The organism is Photobacterium panuliri (assembly GCF_059920555.1).
Window position 1 is genome coordinate 1,304,224 of the sequence record NZ_CP197192.1, and the last position, 17,454, is coordinate 1,321,677.

The following is a 17,454-nucleotide window of genomic DNA, read 5'->3' on the forward strand; positions in this document are numbered from 1 at the left end:
ATAACAAATACTTAGGAGTTAATTATGGCGACTTCACAACCATTGATTCTGCCAGGCGCTGGCCCGTTTGCACTTTACACCGTGTTTAAGGTAACCGGTGATCGTGCAGCCGTTGTCAAGCAGTGCCAGCAGGTTCATCAACTGGTGAAGACATTGAATGAACAGCAAGATGCCGATCTGCGCGCCAGTATCGCATTTGGCAAGTCATTCTGGCTGGGGTTTGAGCAGGGTTGTCCGGAAGGACTAACCGAGTTCGTTGAGTTGGGTAAAGGGGATGTGACCGCGCCTGCTACCGGTGGCGATATTCTGCTTCACCTGAACTCAAGCCGTCATGATCTGAACTTCCTATTACTGCGTCAGTTTATGGAGCCGATTGCCGATCAGCTTGAGGTGATGGACGAAACATACGGTTTCAAATACCTTGATGCGCGCGACATGACGCATTTCATCGATGGTACCGAGAACCCAAGCACTCTGGAAGCGCGCCAGGACGTTGCCGTGATCAAAGACGGTGAGTTCGCCGGCGGTAGTTTTGTCATGCTCCAGCGTTTTGTACACAACCTACCGGCTTGGAATCGCCTGAATATTCAAGCTCAGGAGAAAGTCATTGGCCGTACCAAGCCTGACTCGGTAGAGCTAGAGAATGTTCCTGCTGCGTCTCATGTTGGCCGTGTTGATATTAAAGAAGAAGGTAAGGGCCTGAAGATTGTCCGTCATAGCCTGCCATACGGCACGGTAAGCGGCGATCACGGCCTGCTGTTTATCGCCTACTGCCATACCCAGCATAACTTCGAGGTGATGCTAGAGAGCATGTACGGCGAGACGGACGGTAAAACCGACCAGCTACTGCGCTTTACTACGGCGGTGACGGGGGCTTACTTCTTTGCTCCTTCGCTTGAGCTGCTTAACGCGCTGTAATCATTAAGCTCCTATGAAAAATCCTCGGCCAGTGTCGGGGATTTTTTTATGAAGTGTGCAGTGAGTTTCGCTGGTGGGGCTGATTTTCAGGCAAAAAAAAACGCTGCCATCAGGCAGCGTTTTCAATTCAGAAGTCGATTACTTCTTGATGCGTAGAACTGGAGTTTCACCAACAGTTGTTGCACCAGATAGCTTGTTCAGCTCTTTGATTTCGTCCATGTTAGAGATAACAACTGGAGTCAGAGTTGATTTTGCTTTTTCTTCTAGCAGAGCTAGATCGAATTCGATGATAGTGTCGCCAACTTTAACAGTCTGACCTTCTTGAGCGATGCGAGTGAAGCCTTCGCCTTTTAGTTCAACTGTGTCGATACCGAAGTGTACGAATAGCTCGATGCCGTCGTCAGATTCGATAGAGAAAGCGTGGTTAGTTTCGAAGATCTTACCGATAGTACCGTTTACTGGTGCAACCATTTTGTTGCCAGCAGGTTTGATAGCGATACCGTCACCAACGATTTTCTCTGCGAAAACAACATCTGGCACGTCTTCGATGTTCACGATCTCACCAGATAGTGGTGCGATGATTTCAATTGCGCCCGCTTCAGTGTTGTCGTCAGAAACCAGCTTCTTAAGTTTGTCAAACAGACCCATATCGTTGCTCCTAAGCGTTTTCTTTTATCTGCAGCTATATTAGCAGATGGTCTTTTCTGCGATGAATTTTTCTACATGTGCTTCAATTTCAGCAGCAGTAGGCATAGCAAGCGCTTGCTCGGCCATAGCTTTAACATCAGCAAAGTTAGCGTTGCGGATAATCTTCTTAATGCGTGGAATTGAAATTCCGCTCATGCTGAATTCGTCCAGGCCCATACCCAATAGGAGTAGGGTTGCACGCTCGTCACCCGCTAGTTCGCCACACATACCTGTCCACTTGCCTTCCTTGTGAGAAGCATCGATAACTTGCTTGATCACAGTCAGTACCGCAGGTGATAGTGGGTTGTATAGGTGAGAAATCAGCTCATTACCACGGTCAACCGCAAGAGTATACTGGGTTAAGTCGTTAGTACCAATACTAAAGAAGGCAACTTCTTTCGCAAGGTGGTGAGCAATTGCCGCTGCAGCAGGTGTTTCGACCATTACACCGATTTCGATGTTTTCATCAAAAGCGTGGCCTTCAGCACGTAGTTCTGCTTTGTATTCTTCGATCGCAGCTTTTAGTTCGCGGATCTCTTCAACAGAGATGATCATCGGGAACATGATGCGGATCTTACCGTGAGCCGATGCACGCAGAATACCGCGTAGCTGGTCACGTAGAATTTCGCGACGGTCTAGGCTAATACGTACTGCACGCCAGCCTAGGAATGGGTTCATTTCTTTTGGCAGATCCATGTATGGTAGATCTTTGTCACCACCGATATCCATTGTACGGATAATCACTGGCTCGCCATGCATGGCTTCAGCAACTTCTTTGTAAGCTGCATACTGCTCTTCCTCGGTAGGAAGTGCGTCACGGTCCATGAATAGGAACTCGGTACGGTAAAGGCCGACACCCTCACCACCGTTGCGCTGAATACCGTCACAGTCTTTTACTGTACCGATGTTACCGCAAACTTCCACTTGCTGGCCGTCAAGAGTGATTGCTGGCAAATCTTTAAGCTTGGCCAGTTCTTCTTTCTCGGCAATGTGCGCGTCACGGATCGCTTTGAATTTGGTCAGCTCTTCGTCAGTTGGGTTGATAACGATCTGGTTGTTGATCGCATCAAGGATCAGCATGTCGCCGTTTTTCACGCGAGATGTGATGTCGTTAGTACCCACGATAGCTGGTAGTTCTAGCGAACGGGCCATGATAGAGGTGTGCGATGTGCGGCCACCGATATCTGTGATGAAGCCCAGAACGTAGTTAAGGTTGATTTGTGCTGTTTCAGAAGGAGTCAGGTCGTTGGCAACCAAGATAACTTCTTCGTTGATAGCACTTAGGTTAACGATGTTGATACCCAGTGCGTTTTTCACGAAACGGTTACCGATATCGCGGATGTCGGTTGCGCGTTCTTTTAGGTATTCGTCGTCAAGAGACTCAAGGGTAGATGCCTGCTCTTCGATGATCGCATGAATTGCGACATCTGCAGATGCCTTGTTGTCTTTAATGAAGGCTATGATTTCTTCTTCTAGCTCTTCATCTTCTAGCAGCATGATGTGGCCTTCAAAGATGGCTTCTTTCTCTTCACCGAAGGTGACACGCGCTTTTTCTTTGATTACTTCAAGTTGCTCTGAAGATTTTTTACGAGCGTCGAAGAAACGCTGAATTTCGTTCTCGATTTGGTCTGCAGCGATAGAAGCTTTGTTTAGAACAATCTCTTCTTCTTGCAGTAGTAGTGCTTTACCAAAAGCAATACCAGGAGACGCCAGGATACCTGAAATCATAGCCTTACCTTAAATTGACTTAAAACTAGGGGAAGTAATAAACGGACTGCGAATTAGTGCAGTTCGTCCATTAGGGCAACTAGGTGGTCAACAGCTTCTTGAGCCTGAGGACCTTCTGCAGAGATAGTTACTACAGTGCCTTTTACTAGACCTAGAGTCTGAAGCTTGAATAGGCTCTTAGCGCTTGCGCTTTTGCCGTTTGAAGTCACTGTGATGTCCGCTTCGAAAGCTTTTGCTTCTTTAACGAACTGAGCCGCTGGACGAGTGTGTAGGCCGTTTTCTGCAGTGATCTCAACTTGCTTCTGATACATTTTTCACCCCGATATTTAATATTTATTTAATTGTAACGTAACTGAAAGAAAGCTTAACCCTTTTAGGCTTGGCTTGCTAATCTGGAGTATAAACTACCCCAACAGTCCGGTGCTTGAGATTAATCCAAGTCAATTTTTTGTGATTTTTCTCTCTTTATCTCCCTCAAAGTGGCCGTTTTGTGACCTTTTATTTTGAGGCTGGAAATAAAGCACCTCGGTTTTATATTAGAGCTAAGGATTAAATGCAACAAAAAAGCCCCCAGTGGGGGGGCTTTTAAGTAACAAACTTGAAGTTATCATTGAAAAGTGTGATCACTGTTGGGTTTCTTTGTCGGTAAAGATACCGGCAAATAGTGCCGTTGACAGGTATCGTTCACCGGAGCTTGGCAAGATCACTACAATATTTTTCCCTGCATATTCAGGCCGTTCAGCGATGCGATTTGCCGCAATTACCGCCGCACCTGATGAAATACCCGCCAGAATACCTTCTTCTTCCATTAGGCGGCGAGCCATATCGATAGCATCGTCAGAACTCACTTGCTGTACTTCGTCAATCAGTTCTAACTCAAGGTTTCCAGGAATAAACCCTGCGCCAATACCCTGAATTTTATGCGGTGCCGGCTTGATTTCATCGCCGTTCAGCGCTTGGGTGATAACCGGAGATTCGCTGGGCTCAACGGCAACGGTGGTAATGGCTTTGCCTTTCTGACGCTTAATATAGCGGCTAACACCTGTTAGTGTACCACCTGTACCCACGCCCGATACAAAGACGTCGATTTCGCCGTCGGTTGCATCCCAGATTTCAGGGCCTGTTGTCTTTTCGTGGATTTCTGGGTTGGCAGGGTTGTTGAACTGCTGAAGTAGCAGGTACTTGCTCGGATCCGAAGCAACAATCTCTTCTGCTTTTTCGATTGCCCCTTTCATGCCTTTTGGCGCTTCAGTCAGAACGAGGTTTGCCCCTAGCGCCTTGAGAAGTTTGCGGCGCTCCAGGCTCATGCTTTCAGGCATGGTGAGTGTTAGCTTGTAGCCACGGGCGGCGGCAACGAAGGCTAGGGCAATGCCGGTGTTACCACTGGTTGGCTCAACCAATTCAACACCTTCTTTCAAAATGCCTTTCTTCTCGGCATCCCAAATCATGTTGGCGCCGATACGACACTTTACACTGAAGCTTGGGTTGCGGGCTTCGATTTTGGCAAGCACATTACCCTTGCTGACGCGATTTAGGCGAACCAGCGGTGTGTTACCGATTGTTAGGGAATTATCTTCGTAAATCTTACTCATTGTAGTCGTTCCTTCGTAACACCAACATATTAGACAACACTAAGCATAACGCCAGAAAGCCAATTGAAAAGGAATTTGTGGTTATATCTTATTGTTATATAGGAGAGGAAGAGAAAGGCGTTACCGATACGGCAACGCCCTTGGTGTACTTCGTTACATATTGCGCGATTTGCTATTAATAGTGGCGGTAATGGTCACGGTAGTGATCGACCCACATGGCCGTGGCCCCGCATACTGCCACAGGCATCACGAACAGGTTGATAATTGGAGTCATGGTGCAGAACATCACCAAGCTGCCGAAGCTCAAGGATTTGCCCCGGTGGGCCTTGAGGGCATCACGCATGGTGACGAACGGGACCTTGTGGTTGTCAAACGGGTAGTCGGCGTATTGAATGCTCATCATCCATGCGCTGAACAGGAACCATAGTACCGGGCCGACCGTTTGGCCGATGGCCGGAATCCACAGCAAGATAAACAGGCCAATGGCTTTGGGTAGGTAGTATTTCAGTTTGACCCACTCGCGATGGAGGATCCGGGGGAGATCCTTCATGATAGCCTTGAGACCCGCATCAGGTGCGGGTTGGCCGGTTAGCTTGGCTTCGAGGTGCTCGGCCAGAAGGCCGTTGAACGGGGCCGCAATCCAGTTGGCAATGGTACTGAAGAGGTACGAAAAGGTTACCAGCACCGCAATCGCCAACAGTGGCCATAGCAGGTACGAAAGCCAATCGAGCCAAGTAGGTAGCTGGGCCATCCAGCCATCAATCCAGTCACCTAGCTGGGTCAATACCAAGCCGAAGGCTGTGCCGAACAAGACCATATTAATCAAAAGAGGGAATAGGACGAAGCGGCGGGTGCCCGGTTGCATGGCAAGCGATAGTCCGCGGAAGAAGTAGCCAGCACCGCTGATGGGGGAATGCTGGTGACGAGAGGGTTGCATAGAGGCTCCTAGTCATCAAGAGCTATGGTCTCAGCCATAGAAGAAATTGGGGATATATTGAGCACGATATTAGCCTTGATATGAGACGTGACGCAAATTGCTGCTTTTTTGTGGTGATATCCTGACCAAACAATGACCTAATTTGTGCTCAAGTGCACTATCCTCCACCTTTAGGCATATTCACCTTCTCATTCCGATTTGAGTTTTGATACATTAGGGTAGTGTTTACCAAGTAACTTGGTTGCGACCGCGTCCTTGAGTGGTCGTATAATATGATAAATGGACTTTTTTGCTTGCTTTGGTTTGGTTAAGCGAAGAAGTATATGTACGTCTTTGCCCTTCGGGTGGAGAACTTGTGGTGTTGGTTGTCCCTCGGTGGGCACAAGGATATTCAGAGTAGTCATATGCAGGAATTGCGTCTGGTTTTAATTATTGTTGGTGTGCTAGCAATAGCTTCACTGTTGCTGCATGGCCTGTGGAGCAGCCGAAAAGAGAAACCCGCTAAATTCGGTGAGAAGCCGTTAGGCAAACTCGACGAGGGCACACGCGATACCCAAGGGTTCGATCAAGATGGTGTGGGTTCTGTTCGCGTGGTAAATAGCGAAGACAATCCGACAGAGCACTCGCGTACAGAGCGCAAGGAACCGGCTTTCCACTTCGGTGCGAAATTGGATTCCGATCCTCTATTAGATGCCGATCCGTTGCTCGATACTCCGCCTAAGCAGCCTGCGCCAGCCGCTGTTCAGACCATGGCTGCCGCCGAGGCAGTGGTAACCGAAAGGACTGTTGTTGAGCCAACGGTAAGTGTTCCTCCGGCTGCCCCTGAGCCGGCAGTTGTGCAAAAGGCCGAGCCTCAGCCTGTCGTGGCTTCCCAGCAGCCTGTAGCAGAACCCGTTGTGCAGCCTGCGGTAGAACAGCCCGTACCGACGAAGGCTATGCCTGCAGAGCCTGTTGCGGATAAGAAGATTGTTGAGCCTGTAGCTGCAAAAGAGCAGCCGGTATCGGCGATGAAATCGGTGCATATCGAACCAACGTTGACGATTGAAAATATCAGCTTTTCTGATGACGTGACAGAAAAGGTCGAGGCGAAAGAAGAACCATTGCAAGAGGCTATCCGTGTTGATAGCTTTGCTGAACCACAGCCGGAATTGATTTTGCCTTCTGCAGAGCCAGAGCCAGAGCCAGAGCCAGAGCCAGAGCTGCCACCTAGCTTCCTCGTTCTGAATATCCACGCCCGTCACGGCGAGTTGCTAAGAGGCAATAAGCTGTTTATGGCGCTGGAGCAGAACCACCTGATCTTCGGCGAAAACTCGGTTTACCATCGCCATGCCGATGCCCTTGGCAATGGCCCGGTAATATTCTCGGTTACCAATATGGTACATCCAGGTCACTTCCCTGAAGGCGGTGGTGAACATTTCGAAACTCCGGGTGTTGCTTTCTACTTGATGCTGCCATGTGAAGCTGGCCGAGCGGACCAGAACTTCAACTTGATGCTGCAAACCGTGCAGCGCATTGCTGATACATTGGGGGCTGACGTGCTTGATCATGAGCGCAACCTGATCACCCCGCATCGTATTACCGAGTACCGAGAGAAGGCGCAGCGCTACACCAAGCACTAAACCAGCCTGATCTAATAAGATATCCCAGCCCTTTATACCCTTGTATAAGGGGCTTTGTTTTTGTTGCCATCGGGAGATGATGCTCACGCGCATGGCATAGCTTAGGAACACAACATGAGTCATGATATTCAGCAGCAGCTAACTGAGCTGCGCGACCTACTTACCTATCACGGACATCGCTATTATGTTGAGGATAATCCGGAGATCCCGGATGCTGAATATGATCGCTTGATGCAACAGCTTCTGTCTTTGGAAGCTGACCACCCAACGCTGGTGACGTTGGACTCACCAAGCCAGCGGGTTGGTGGCAAGCCGTTGGATGGCTTTACCCAGATCACCCACGAAATACCGATGCTGTCGCTCGACAATGCATTTAACGACGAAGAGCTTGAGGCATTCGAGAAGCGGATGCGTGATCGCCTGCCGGCTCTGGCCTCGCTGGCATACTGCTGTGAGCCTAAGCTGGATGGTCTGGCCGTTAGCCTAATGTACGAAAACGGCGTATTGGTTCAGGCCGCGACGCGTGGTGATGGTATGACGGGTGAAAATATTACCGAGAATGTGCGTACCATCCGTTCAATCCCGCTTAAATTGCGTGGCGATGACTGGCCGGCAAGGCTTGAAGTTCGCGGTGAGGTTTTTATGCCCAAGCAGGGTTTTGATGCCCTTAATGAAAAAGCCCGCAAGAAAGGTGAGAAGACCTTTGCCAACCCGCGCAATGCGGCTGCAGGTAGCCTGCGCCAATTTGATCCGCGCATTACTGCAACCCGCCCGCTGAGTTTTTATGCTTACGCTGTTGGCGTAGTGGAAGGCAAAGAGCTTGCTGGAAGCCAGTATGAGCGCTTGGTACAGCTGAAAGAATGGGGCTTGCCGATGTGTCCGGAGGTGCGCCAGCTTGACAGCATGAAAGAGGTTATCGCTTACTACCAGTCTATTGGTGACAAGCGTGCCACGTTGCCTTATGAAATCGACGGGGTGGTGATCAAAACCGACGATGTCGCCACTCAGCTCCAGCTCGGTTTCGTTTCCCGTGCGCCGCGCTGGGCGATTGCCTACAAGTTTCCGGCTCAGGAAGAGATGACGCTGCTTAACAATGTCGAGTTCCAGGTTGGTCGTACTGGTGCCATTACGCCGGTCGCCAAGTTGGAGCCTGTGTTCGTGGGCGGTGTGACAGTGAGCAATGCAACCTTGCACAATGCCGATGAAATTGAACGTCTTGGGGTGATGGTTGGTGATACCGTGGTGATCCGCCGCGCCGGTGATGTGATCCCTCAGGTGGCGTCAGTGGTGCTGTCACGCCGCCCTGATGATGCCAAGCCGATCGTTTTTCCTGCTACGTGCCCAGTGTGCGACTCCAAGGTAGAGCGGATCGAAGGCGAAGCGGTTGCCCGCTGTTCTGGTGGTTTGTTCTGTCAGGCACAGCGTAAGGAAGCCCTCAAGCACTTTGTGTCGCGCAAGGCGCTGGATGTTGATGGCTGCGGTGAGAAAGTGATCGAGCAGTTGGTTGACCGCGAAATGGTTACCACCCCTGCCGATTTGTTCAAACTCTCTGCTGGGGTGGTAACAGTACTTGAGCGAATGGGGCCGAAGTCAGCCCAGAAGCTGGTTGATGCCTTTGCTGCATCCAAGCTGACCACGTTGCCGCGTTTCCTATACTCACTGGGGATCCGTGAGGTGGGAGAGGCTACGGCGGCGAACCTTGCCAATCATTTCGAAACATTAGACGCGATCTTGGCTGCAGACAAAGAGCAGCTTATCAAGGTGCCTGATGTCGGTGATATTGTTGCCGCCCACGTTTACCATTTCTTCCGTGAAGAGCATAACATTGCGGTGATTGATGATTTGATCGAAGTCGGAATCCATTGGCCTGCAATCGAAAAGTCAGAGGCTGTAGGTGAGCGTTTGCTCGAAGGTAAGACCGTGGTATTGACAGGAACCCTGTCGCAGTTATCCCGATCTGATGCCAAAGAAGCCCTGCAAAAACTCGGTGCCAAGGTTACGGGTAGCGTTTCGAAGAAAACAGACTTGCTAGTTGCCGGTGAAGCCGCCGGTTCAAAATTAGCCAAAGCGCAAGAGCTTGGGATAGAAATTTGGGATGAGCAGGCATTGGTAGATATATTGTCTCGCTAAATGTCACAGAAATAGCATATTAAGTATCGACAGGAACCTCTCATTATTTTTATCGTGATGAGAGGTTTTTTTTATCAAACATTATCAAATGTTATTTTACAGGTGTAAAACAAGGGGCGGAATTTGGCTTTTTTTGATATCAAAGAATCTTGAAATCAAATTTTGAGATCCTTTTAGTAATGGAAGATGTGTCGCATATTTGACGGATGTTTGTTTATTAACTTATTGTTTATTATTGTTTTTATCGTTGCTTTTAGGTTTGTTGATAACAAAGCATGATCGTGATCACTGATGGCTATAAAACTTTGCACTGAGTCATATTTTTTAAACAATAAATTAAGTTCTGATTGATGTTTTTTGGGGCGAAAGTAGTCTTAGTGAGGAAAGGAGACCGAGATTAGAATAAATAGTTCAATCGAAGTCCAAAGAATATGGATTAGTTGATTTCTAATCAGCTGACATATCGGGAGAGTGACTTGAAGCCTTCGGCGGCCAACCATTCAGGCTCAAGCACAAACAGCTAGTATTATTAGGAGTTTTTCCATGGAAAAAAGTTCAAAGCTTTTTAAAGTTTCTGCGCTAACCGCAGCAATGTTTGGTGTGATGGCAATGCCAGTTCACGCTACAACTGAAAGTGCGGGTGGTACTGAGTACGTTGAAGCAATCAACGAATTCGTAGCTGACGCAACACTGAGCGGTACATTCGTTGTTGATACGCGTTCGCGTACTCGTACAAGTGGTGCGCCAGGTGGCGAAGATGGCGATCGCTGGAGCCGTTTGAACTACTCTTCTTACAACGCCATTCTTGATTTCACTTCTGGCTACCATGATGGTTGGCTAGGTGCCGATGTTGGTGCCTACTTCTCTGGCGATTTGTACAACGACAGTGCTGTAAATGGCGGTACTGGCGAGCGTCTATGTAACGAAATCTCTACCTGTAACAACCTAGACTGGGGTGCAGGTGACGGCGACCCTCTAAAAGTTTACAAAGCTGCGCTTAAGTTCAAAGTTGGCGAAAACTTCGATGCACGTATCGGTATGCTTCAGTCAGGCGGCAACGGCACAATCGGTAACGTATGGAGCTTCGTACCAGGTACTTACCGCGGTGCTGAGCTAAATGCAAACTTCAGCAAAGTGAAGCTAAGCTACTTCATCGCTGACCAGTACACTGCACCGTGGCTACTAGACGAAGGCGATTACGCGCCAGCACTATGGTCTGACACAAGCTGGGGTATCGTTCACTCTCTAGGTGCACAAATCACAGCAACTGATGACCTGTTCTTCCAGTTTGGTATCGGTCAGGCAACAGACGTTGTTTACACTGACGGCGTAGACTGGGGCAACGAAGTGGTTCTAGGCTACCAAGACCCAGTTGATACTACAGGCTTCAAGGCTTACGCTCGCTACAACATCAACGACACTATGAATATCGCGTTCGATTTCTACGGTGTTGACGATGATCGCCAGTACGACGGTCTCGGTTACACCACAGGCCTAGCGTTCAACGCATCATTCGGCCAGTGGGCGTGGATGTCTAACCTACAGTACGCATCTTCTGACAACGACCGTGACGTTAACCCACGTATGATTTACACATACGGTATGACTAACGGTAACTACTCACTATGGTGGGATGCGCTATCTGACTGGAACAAGTCTGGCGAGATTTCATTGTACAACCGTATCTCTTACGACCAGGGCAACGGCTGGAACTACTACCTAGGCTTCGGTTACGGTACAGGTGCTGATTCAGCAGCTGAAGGCGCGAAGGGTGACTGGGATTACGAGAGCGAGTACGCAGTGAACGGTACTGTATCTTACTCTCTACAGAGCGGTTCTCTGAAAGGCACAACTATCCGCCTACACGGTACTATCCTAGAGCGTGACGAGTACGAAGGTGCAGCTTCTGCTGACGAAACAGACCTACGCTTCCAGGTTATCGTACCTTACAACTTCCTATAATCTATAGTTAGAAGTTGACACTTATCAAGCCGGCCTATGGGCCGGCTTTTTTGTACCCTGAAAAAAGAAAGTGGCTAACATCATAAAATTTTTAAAGAAAAATAATTCTATAAAATGGCAGGCTTGAATCTAGCTCCTATACTGACTGTGACATAAGTCATATATTGTTGGGGGAATTATGAAAAAAGCTGTAACTATGACACTCGCAGGAATGGCGCTTGCTGTGGCAGTTTCACTTCCAGCCTACGCTTCTGGAAATAATGCGAATAGTGGCAATGGTGGTGGTTTTGGCCAGACCTACTGTAAGCTGCCATCTGGCGATGTGGTCTTTGTCCCTTGGTTCTATTGCTCCGCCAAAGGCGGTGAAGGGGATCAAGCCGATTTCTAATCAAGCGTTTTGATGATCAGCCTGATGGAGAATGGATTCTCCGGCTTTTCGCTCCTCCTGCCTCTCTCACACCTTCTTCTGGTTGCTCTCTCCCTGCGGATAACTATGAGCAGTGATTGTAGAATTATCAGACAGTGTTAAAATAGCGACCATCATTTTCGCGGCAGCGTTCGACTGCATGCTAAATCGTAAATTAGGTAATGTTCAATGACGGTTAAAACTCGTTTTGCACCTAGCCCAACCGGCTTTCTGCACGTAGGTGGTGCGCGTACAGCGCTATATTCTTGGTTGTTTGCTAAACACATGGGTGGCGAATTTGTACTTCGTATCGAAGATACAGACCTTGAGCGCTCTACACAGGAAGCGATCGATGCCATTATGGAAGGCATGGAATGGCTGGAACTGAATTGGGATGAAGGTCCTTACTACCAGACCAAGCGTTTTGATCGTTACAATGAAGTGGTTGATCAGCTACTTGCTGAAGATAAAGCTTACAAGTGCTACTGCCCTAAGGAATTGCTTGACGAGATCCGTGAAGAGCAAATGGCCGCTGGTCTGAAGCCTCGTTATGACGCGAATCACCCTAAAGTGATTGCAGCTAACGCGGCGGCGACAGAAGAATCTCCATTCTGTATTCGTTTCCGCAACCCGAAAGAAGGCACTGTTGTTTTCGAAGACAAGATCCGTGGTCGCATTGAAATCGCAAACAGTGAGCTTGACGATCTGATCATCCGTCGTACAGACGGTAGCCCAACATACAACTTCTGTGTAGTGATCGACGATTGGGATATGGGTATCACCCAAGTGGTACGTGGTGAAGACCATATCAACAACACCCCGCGTCAGATCAACATCTACGAAGCGCTTGGTGCGCCAGTGCCAGAGTTCGCGCACTGTGCAATGATCCTGGGTGATGACGGTGCGAAGCTGTCTAAGCGCCACGGTGCGGTAAGCGTAATGCAATACCGTGACGAAGGCTACTTGCCGCAGGCACTGCTTAACTACCTAGTGCGCTTGGGCTGGTCACACGGCGATCAGGAAATCTTCTCACTGCAAGAGATGATTGATCTGTTCAGCTTGGAGTCTGTGAGCAAGTCGGCGTCTGCCTTCAATACAGACAAGCTACTATGGTTGAACAACCACTACATCAAGACTGCAGATCCTGAATATGTGGCGAAATACCTTCAGTGGCACCTTGACCAGAAAGAAATTTCTACTGACAACGGTCCAGCGGTTACTGACGTGATCAAGCTAGTTGGTGAGCGTTGTAATACGTTGATCGAGCTTGCTGAGCAGTCTCGTTACTTCTTCCAGGATTTCAGCGAGTTCGAAGCTGGTGCCGCGAAGAAACACCTGCGTCCAGTAGCGAAAGAAGCACTAGAGCTTGCTCTTGCCAAAGTAGATGCCCTGACTGAGTGGACTACAGAAAATCTACACGCTGTGATTGCACAGGTGTGTGAAGAGCTTGAACTTGGCATGGGCAAGGTGGGTATGCCACTGCGTGTTGCGGTAACAGGCCAAGGTCAATCTCCATCTGTTGATGCGGTGATGGCTCTTGTTGGTAAGGAGCGTGTTGTTGCTCGTATCAAGATGGCGCTGGCTTACATCGCTGAGCGTGAAGCAAACAGCTAATTATCTGTCTAAGCAGATAATGAGATAACAGCAAGAGGGAGCCGGTGGCTCCCTTTTTTGTTGGGGTGTAGCGGAAATAGACGTGGTAGCCAACTAGCCAATAGAATGGGGCATTAGTCTTCTCTGTGACGTTTTTCACAAATTGCTCATCGGCTAGAGTAATCATTGATAGCATGTATTGACATGATTTAACTAAGTTTTTATTATCGGCATCAAGGTTTGGGGCTATAGCTCAGCTGGGAGAGCGCTTGCATGGCATGCAAGAGGTCAGCGGTTCGATCCCGCTTAGCTCCACCAAATTTTACGGGGAAGCCGTTCCAGAAATGGGACGGCTTTTTTGCATCTGGGTTTTGACTAGTCGGAACCATTCCATTTAGCCTGTATGTGGCCTGAGAGCAGTACTTGTCATTGCAAGGCGATAAAAACCACGGAGTCGTAGGTGAAATGGCGGATGTGTGGTGTTACTGATGCAAAAAAGCCCAGCAGATGCTGGGCTTTAGAATATGGCGCTCCCTACAGGAGTCGAACCTGTGGCCTTCCCCTTAGGAGGGGGACGCTCTATCCTGCTGAGCTAAGGGAGCATAGCACCTGACAGGCTGTTATCATACCAATGGTATAGGCCTGTTGGGCTGTGTTCCTCTATTATACAAAAACATTCCAAGAAATTAAGCTATTAGCATCACTTTCCTTGCTGTTTGGTTACTAAATCACCTGGCTGGATGCTGGCAGCCAATTCTGGCTGGTTGACAAGTAGCTCGGAGGATTTTTCATAAACCCTGTCAACAGTCAGGGTTATGTGGGTCTGTACCATCCGGTTTCTGGCGATACCGTTCTGGTCGATGAATCCCGCTGAGTGCCAAAGAGTCAGTTCGTCACCGGGTTCGACCCCGTGGATTCGGCCGACATTGATTTGGACCGTGTTGCCAAAGGTGCCGATGACCTCGGGCAGGCTGGCACGGCAAGACAATGCCGATTCCATATCGAGCATCATATTTCGGCTTACCCTAAGGACAGCCTGACCATATTTTGACTGCCAAAAGCGGGCGCTGTTGGTATCAACCTGGCTGACTCGGCTAAATGGCCATTCGGCGATCTCTCGGTAGTTATTTTGCAGCAATATCTCACCAGTCTTACCGTCAATGATCTGCATGTTGGCCGCAAATTGGCGGTTGATCTGGTCATCCCGCAGCAGTTTCTGATCGAGCGTTGAGGTGAGATCAGAAATCGATCCCGTAATGATGTACTGGGCGTCCTGATCTGAAGCCAGCATGGTGACGGCATTGGGCTGGCTGAGATCGACTGGGTAGCGATTGATATCCGAAACGACAAAGCTCTGCGATCGTTTGGCGATCTGCTTTTGTAGGATATTGGTGAAAGACTGGCCGATTTGGTAGACCCCACCCAGCGAGGCGTGTTGGGGGGACTCTAGACGAAACTCGCTTAGCAGCAGGCCTTTTTTGTATTGTACCTGGTGGCAAGATTTTGCCGATGGGTAAATATCAATGCGCGCGGTTAGGTAATATTTGCCGCTTTTCTTTTGTGATTTGACAACCGAGATATGGCGGATCTCGCTGCCGCTGAACTGGTATTGGTCGCGGTCATTGGTCAGGTAGGGTTTGATATTGTTGAAATTACCAATATCGGCTCCGGCTGAGTCCATCGCTTGTAGTACCGCATCTTCGAGGGCATTACGGCGTGCCTCGGTGTTGCTTTCCATAATTACCGCACTGCCGGTGACTTCATACCAAGCGGCGTGGGCCTGACTTGAGCCAAGCGAGATTAATAGAGTGGCAAGCAGGGAGCGCCATGCCGTTGTGGGGCGGAAATTTCGCATATTCTCGGTCATTTTTAACTTGGGTACGAATTTTGCTTGTATTAATGCCTAGTGGCGGTTTGGTAACTGGGGATCGTTGATGATGTGGTCCAGTTATTTTATCGGTCATGATAGTTTTGTTACTCAGCAAAGTGTATGCAAATAATGTTCCCAAATAGGCAGACACTGCAGGTTTTTCTATATCGCCGTTTAAGAAAATAAGTGCAATGGACGATAAGAGGTAAGAAGTAACATAATTTATTTCATCTGGAGCGGGTTTGAATGAAAAAATGGATCGTCTTGGTACTGGCAATGGCATCGGTATCTTGTGCTTACTCTCCCATTTATAATGGTAAGGCACCTTATCATGGCAGTAAGTTCCTATTAGAGGAGACCCCTCGGCATACGATCGATTACTTTATTGAGGGAATGACAGAGCAACTGGTGGCCTCTAACCAGTATCTAACAGCCAAAACCCCGCTTGCCGTGACATCTTTTGTTGATCTGCAGAATATGGACGAGACAAACTGGCTGGGCAATACGGTAACCGAAGGTTTTATGTACCAGATGCAGCAACGTGGTTATACCGTGGTGGACTACAAAGCAACAGGGGCCATCAAGGTGACCTCAGAAGGCGATTTTTCCATTACCCGAAACTGGCGCGAGTTAGCTGGCGAACAATCTATCGATTATGTACTGACAGGTACGATGTTGCGTCAGGGGGCCGGGGTACTGGTCAATGCCCGGATCATCGGGATGCGTTCGAAGGTAGTGATTGCCACTGCGCAAGGTTTTCTGCCGGCAGATCAAATCGGTCGTGACATTGACACGATGAACAAGGTACGGTTCGACAATGGCGTGATCATTCGCGACGATACTCTGTCTTACGACCGCAATACTGTAGTGATAAAGCCCTAGTTAGGGCTTGGCTTGCTTGTAGTATCAAATACAATAGCAGCCCTGAAACAAAAAGTGCTGGCGTCCGATGGGCGTCAGTACGTTTGAACATAATGAGGAACAAGTAATGCGTAGTTGGCTGGTTGCCACCATGATGCTGTTGCTGGCCGGGTGTCAGCCATTGGTAGACATGCGACATAACGGTGAAGGTAAAGTACTTAATGCAGTAGGTTACGCTTCAATTAGCGAGCAGCGTGGCCGTACGGACGAGGAAAAACGTACCCGGGCGATGCGGGCATCGAAACTGGATGCCTACCGCGAGTTGACCGAGCAGGTCTATGGGATGCGTGTCAGTGCCCGTGCAGGGATGGAAGATCAGGCATTGGGCATTGAAACAACCGATGGTTCGGCGGATGGTATTATTCGTGGTGCCGAAGTGGTGCGCAGCTATCCGGTCGGTGACAACTATGTGACCGAAATGAAGTTGGATCTCAACAAGATGGAAATGATGAAAGGGTATGGTGAGGTATACCATGTCCCGGCATCGCAGGATCTACTGTTCTAACAGTGAGATCCATTTTGCTAGCGGTGCTACTTTCTGCCCCATGTCTTTCTCTTTCTGTATGATGTGCAACATCGTAGCGGCATGAAAGACAAGGTGAGGAGGAAGTGGCCTGCTTATTGGATTTCTATGGCTTCAGTTGTTTGAGCTTCAGGGATTAGGCTTTCAGGTTTGTGCCGAAAGATCGCACATTCTGAGCGATACCTTCACTGTTGTAGGTCATCTGATTTTTGCCACGGCTTTGCTGAATAAGATTATTGAGCATATGGAAGCTGCGTTGTGCCCTTAGCAGCGCATCGCCGTTGAGATTATTGATGATATGGCATTCGGCAAGGTTTTCCCGGATGGATTTGACTTGCGCGCGCAGTGCTTCATTGCTTGTGATTTCCGCCGTATCGACATGGTTAGCCACTTGGTGGTCAACCAGCTTGATTTTATCGAGCAGGGCAATTTTTTGCCGTGCCAAGCTCGTGATGTCTTCTGACTGGCGATTGACAATCGCCCGCTGCTCGTCATTTAGCAGAGTTAGTAGCGAGGCGAGGTTGTCTTGCTGTTGTTCAAGCAGCGATTGAAGGCTGGAAGTCATAGT

15 protein-coding genes and 2 tRNA genes are annotated in these 17,454 nt (G+C 48.9%); 9 read left to right on the forward strand and 8 right to left on the reverse strand.

All coding sequences use genetic code 11. The annotated features are described in order from the left end of the window. The first annotated feature begins 24 nt into the window (after positions 1-24). On the forward strand, positions 25-918 hold the full coding sequence (locus ACSF8X_RS06220; RefSeq protein ID WP_047878773.1) for a Dyp-type peroxidase: 894 nt from the start codon (positions 25-27) through the stop codon (positions 916-918). A gap of 138 nt (positions 919-1,056) precedes the next feature. On the opposite strand, the gene crr is transcribed toward ACSF8X_RS06220, so the two are convergent. The 5 genes from crr to cysZ form a co-directional block, all read right to left on the reverse strand. Continuing rightward, a complete protein-coding gene (gene crr / locus ACSF8X_RS06225; protein WP_047878772.1) occupies positions 1,057-1,566 on the reverse strand; it encodes a PTS glucose transporter subunit IIA in 510 nt (169 codons plus the stop codon). A 39-nt stretch (positions 1,567-1,605) separates the two neighbouring features. Further along, on the reverse strand, positions 1,606-3,333 hold the full coding sequence (gene ptsI, locus ACSF8X_RS06230; protein WP_047878771.1) for a phosphoenolpyruvate-protein phosphotransferase PtsI: 1,728 nt from the start codon (positions 3,331-3,333) through the stop codon (positions 1,606-1,608). A gap of 53 nt (positions 3,334-3,386) precedes the next feature. Beyond that, positions 3,387-3,644 carry a phosphocarrier protein Hpr gene (gene ptsH, locus ACSF8X_RS06235; RefSeq protein ID WP_047878770.1) on the reverse strand — a complete coding sequence of 86 codons (258 nt, stop codon included), beginning with the start codon at positions 3,642-3,644 and terminating at the stop codon, positions 3,387-3,389. 312 nt (positions 3,645-3,956) lie between these two features. Next, entirely contained in the window at positions 3,957-4,925 is a 969-nt protein-coding gene (gene cysK, locus ACSF8X_RS06240) for a cysteine synthase A (protein ID WP_047878769.1), read from the reverse strand. A gap of 175 nt (positions 4,926-5,100) precedes the next feature. Next, the gene (gene cysZ / locus ACSF8X_RS06245) at positions 5,101-5,862 is read right to left on the reverse strand and encodes a sulfate transporter CysZ (protein ID WP_047878768.1); all 762 of its coding nucleotides are present in this window, start codon (positions 5,860-5,862) and stop codon (positions 5,101-5,103) included. A gap of 404 nt (positions 5,863-6,266) precedes the next feature. Between cysZ and zipA the strand changes: the two genes are divergently transcribed. The 6 genes from zipA (at position 6,267) to ACSF8X_RS06275 (ending at position 13,890) form a co-directional block, all read left to right on the forward strand. Further along, positions 6,267-7,481: a cell division protein ZipA gene (gene zipA / locus ACSF8X_RS06250; protein WP_500851149.1), complete on the forward strand. Its 1,215-nt coding sequence runs from the start codon at positions 6,267-6,269 to the stop codon at positions 7,479-7,481. A 114-nt stretch (positions 7,482-7,595) separates the two neighbouring features. Further along, entirely contained in the window at positions 7,596-9,611 is a 2,016-nt protein-coding gene (gene ligA / locus ACSF8X_RS06255) for an NAD-dependent DNA ligase LigA (RefSeq protein ID WP_500850930.1), read from the forward strand. Between the two features lie 543 nt (positions 9,612-10,154). After that, complete coding sequence (locus tag ACSF8X_RS06260) at positions 10,155-11,573, forward strand: OprD family porin (protein WP_500850931.1); 1,419 nt, start codon at positions 10,155-10,157, stop codon at positions 11,571-11,573. 223 nt (positions 11,574-11,796) lie between these two features. Further along, positions 11,797-11,961 carry a hypothetical protein gene (locus tag ACSF8X_RS06265; RefSeq protein ID WP_500850932.1) on the forward strand — a complete coding sequence of 55 codons (165 nt, stop codon included), beginning with the start codon at positions 11,797-11,799 and terminating at the stop codon, positions 11,959-11,961. 207 nt (positions 11,962-12,168) lie between these two features. Further along, complete coding sequence (gene gltX, locus ACSF8X_RS06270) at positions 12,169-13,593, forward strand: glutamate--tRNA ligase (protein ID WP_500850933.1); 1,425 nt, start codon at positions 12,169-12,171, stop codon at positions 13,591-13,593. A 221-nt stretch (positions 13,594-13,814) separates the two neighbouring features. Beyond that, positions 13,815-13,890: transfer RNA gene (locus ACSF8X_RS06275), tRNA-Ala, on the forward strand. A gap of 207 nt (positions 13,891-14,097) precedes the next feature. On the opposite strand, the gene ACSF8X_RS06280 is transcribed toward ACSF8X_RS06275, so the two are convergent. Both ACSF8X_RS06280 and ACSF8X_RS06285 read right to left on the reverse strand, forming a co-directional pair. Continuing rightward, positions 14,098-14,174: transfer RNA gene (locus ACSF8X_RS06280), tRNA-Arg, on the reverse strand. 98 nt (positions 14,175-14,272) lie between these two features. Continuing rightward, on the reverse strand, positions 14,273-15,427 hold the full coding sequence (locus tag ACSF8X_RS06285; RefSeq protein WP_047878912.1) for a flagella assembly protein FlgT: 1,155 nt from the start codon (positions 15,425-15,427) through the stop codon (positions 14,273-14,275). Positions 15,428-15,688: 261 nt separating this feature from the next. On the opposite strand from ACSF8X_RS06285, the gene ACSF8X_RS06290 reads away from it, so the two are divergent. Both ACSF8X_RS06290 and ACSF8X_RS06295 read left to right on the forward strand, forming a co-directional pair. Then, on the forward strand, positions 15,689-16,324 hold the full coding sequence (locus tag ACSF8X_RS06290) for a FlgO family outer membrane protein (protein ID WP_047878761.1): 636 nt from the start codon (positions 15,689-15,691) through the stop codon (positions 16,322-16,324). Positions 16,325-16,430: 106 nt separating this feature from the next. Beyond that, positions 16,431-16,868: an LPP20 family lipoprotein gene (locus ACSF8X_RS06295; protein WP_047878760.1), complete on the forward strand. Its 438-nt coding sequence runs from the start codon at positions 16,431-16,433 to the stop codon at positions 16,866-16,868. 154 nt (positions 16,869-17,022) lie between these two features. Here ACSF8X_RS06295 and ACSF8X_RS06300 read toward each other — a convergent pair whose 3' ends face one another. After that, complete coding sequence (locus ACSF8X_RS06300) at positions 17,023-17,451, reverse strand: flagella synthesis protein FlgN (RefSeq protein WP_047878759.1); 429 nt, start codon at positions 17,449-17,451, stop codon at positions 17,023-17,025. Between the last annotated feature and the right edge of the window lie 3 nt (positions 17,452-17,454).

Coding starts and splice junctions, on each gene's coding strand:
- ACSF8X_RS06220 (WP_047878773.1), top strand. CDS start 25: ATGGCGACTTCACAACCATTGATTCTGCCAGGCGCTGGCCCGTTTGCA.
- crr (WP_047878772.1), bottom strand. CDS start 1,566: ATGGGTCTGTTTGACAAACTTAAGAAGCTGGTTTCTGACGACAACACT.
- ptsI (WP_047878771.1), bottom strand. CDS start 3,333: ATGATTTCAGGTATCCTGGCGTCTCCTGGTATTGCTTTTGGTAAAGCA.
- ptsH (WP_047878770.1), bottom strand. CDS start 3,644: ATGTATCAGAAGCAAGTTGAGATCACTGCAGAAAACGGCCTACACACT.
- cysK (WP_047878769.1), bottom strand. CDS start 4,925: ATGAGTAAGATTTACGAAGATAATTCCCTAACAATCGGTAACACACCG.
- cysZ (WP_047878768.1), bottom strand. CDS start 5,862: ATGCAACCCTCTCGTCACCAGCATTCCCCCATCAGCGGTGCTGGCTAC.
- zipA (WP_500851149.1), top strand. CDS start 6,267: ATGCAGGAATTGCGTCTGGTTTTAATTATTGTTGGTGTGCTAGCAATA.
- ligA (WP_500850930.1), top strand. CDS start 7,596: ATGAGTCATGATATTCAGCAGCAGCTAACTGAGCTGCGCGACCTACTT.
- ACSF8X_RS06260 (WP_500850931.1), top strand. CDS start 10,155: ATGGAAAAAAGTTCAAAGCTTTTTAAAGTTTCTGCGCTAACCGCAGCA.
- gltX (WP_500850933.1), top strand. CDS start 12,169: ATGACGGTTAAAACTCGTTTTGCACCTAGCCCAACCGGCTTTCTGCAC.
- ACSF8X_RS06285 (WP_047878912.1), bottom strand. CDS start 15,427: ATGCGAAATTTCCGCCCCACAACGGCATGGCGCTCCCTGCTTGCCACT.
- ACSF8X_RS06290 (WP_047878761.1), top strand. CDS start 15,689: ATGAAAAAATGGATCGTCTTGGTACTGGCAATGGCATCGGTATCTTGT.
- ACSF8X_RS06295 (WP_047878760.1), top strand. CDS start 16,431: ATGCGTAGTTGGCTGGTTGCCACCATGATGCTGTTGCTGGCCGGGTGT.
- ACSF8X_RS06300 (WP_047878759.1), bottom strand. CDS start 17,451: ATGACTTCCAGCCTTCAATCGCTGCTTGAACAACAGCAAGACAACCTC.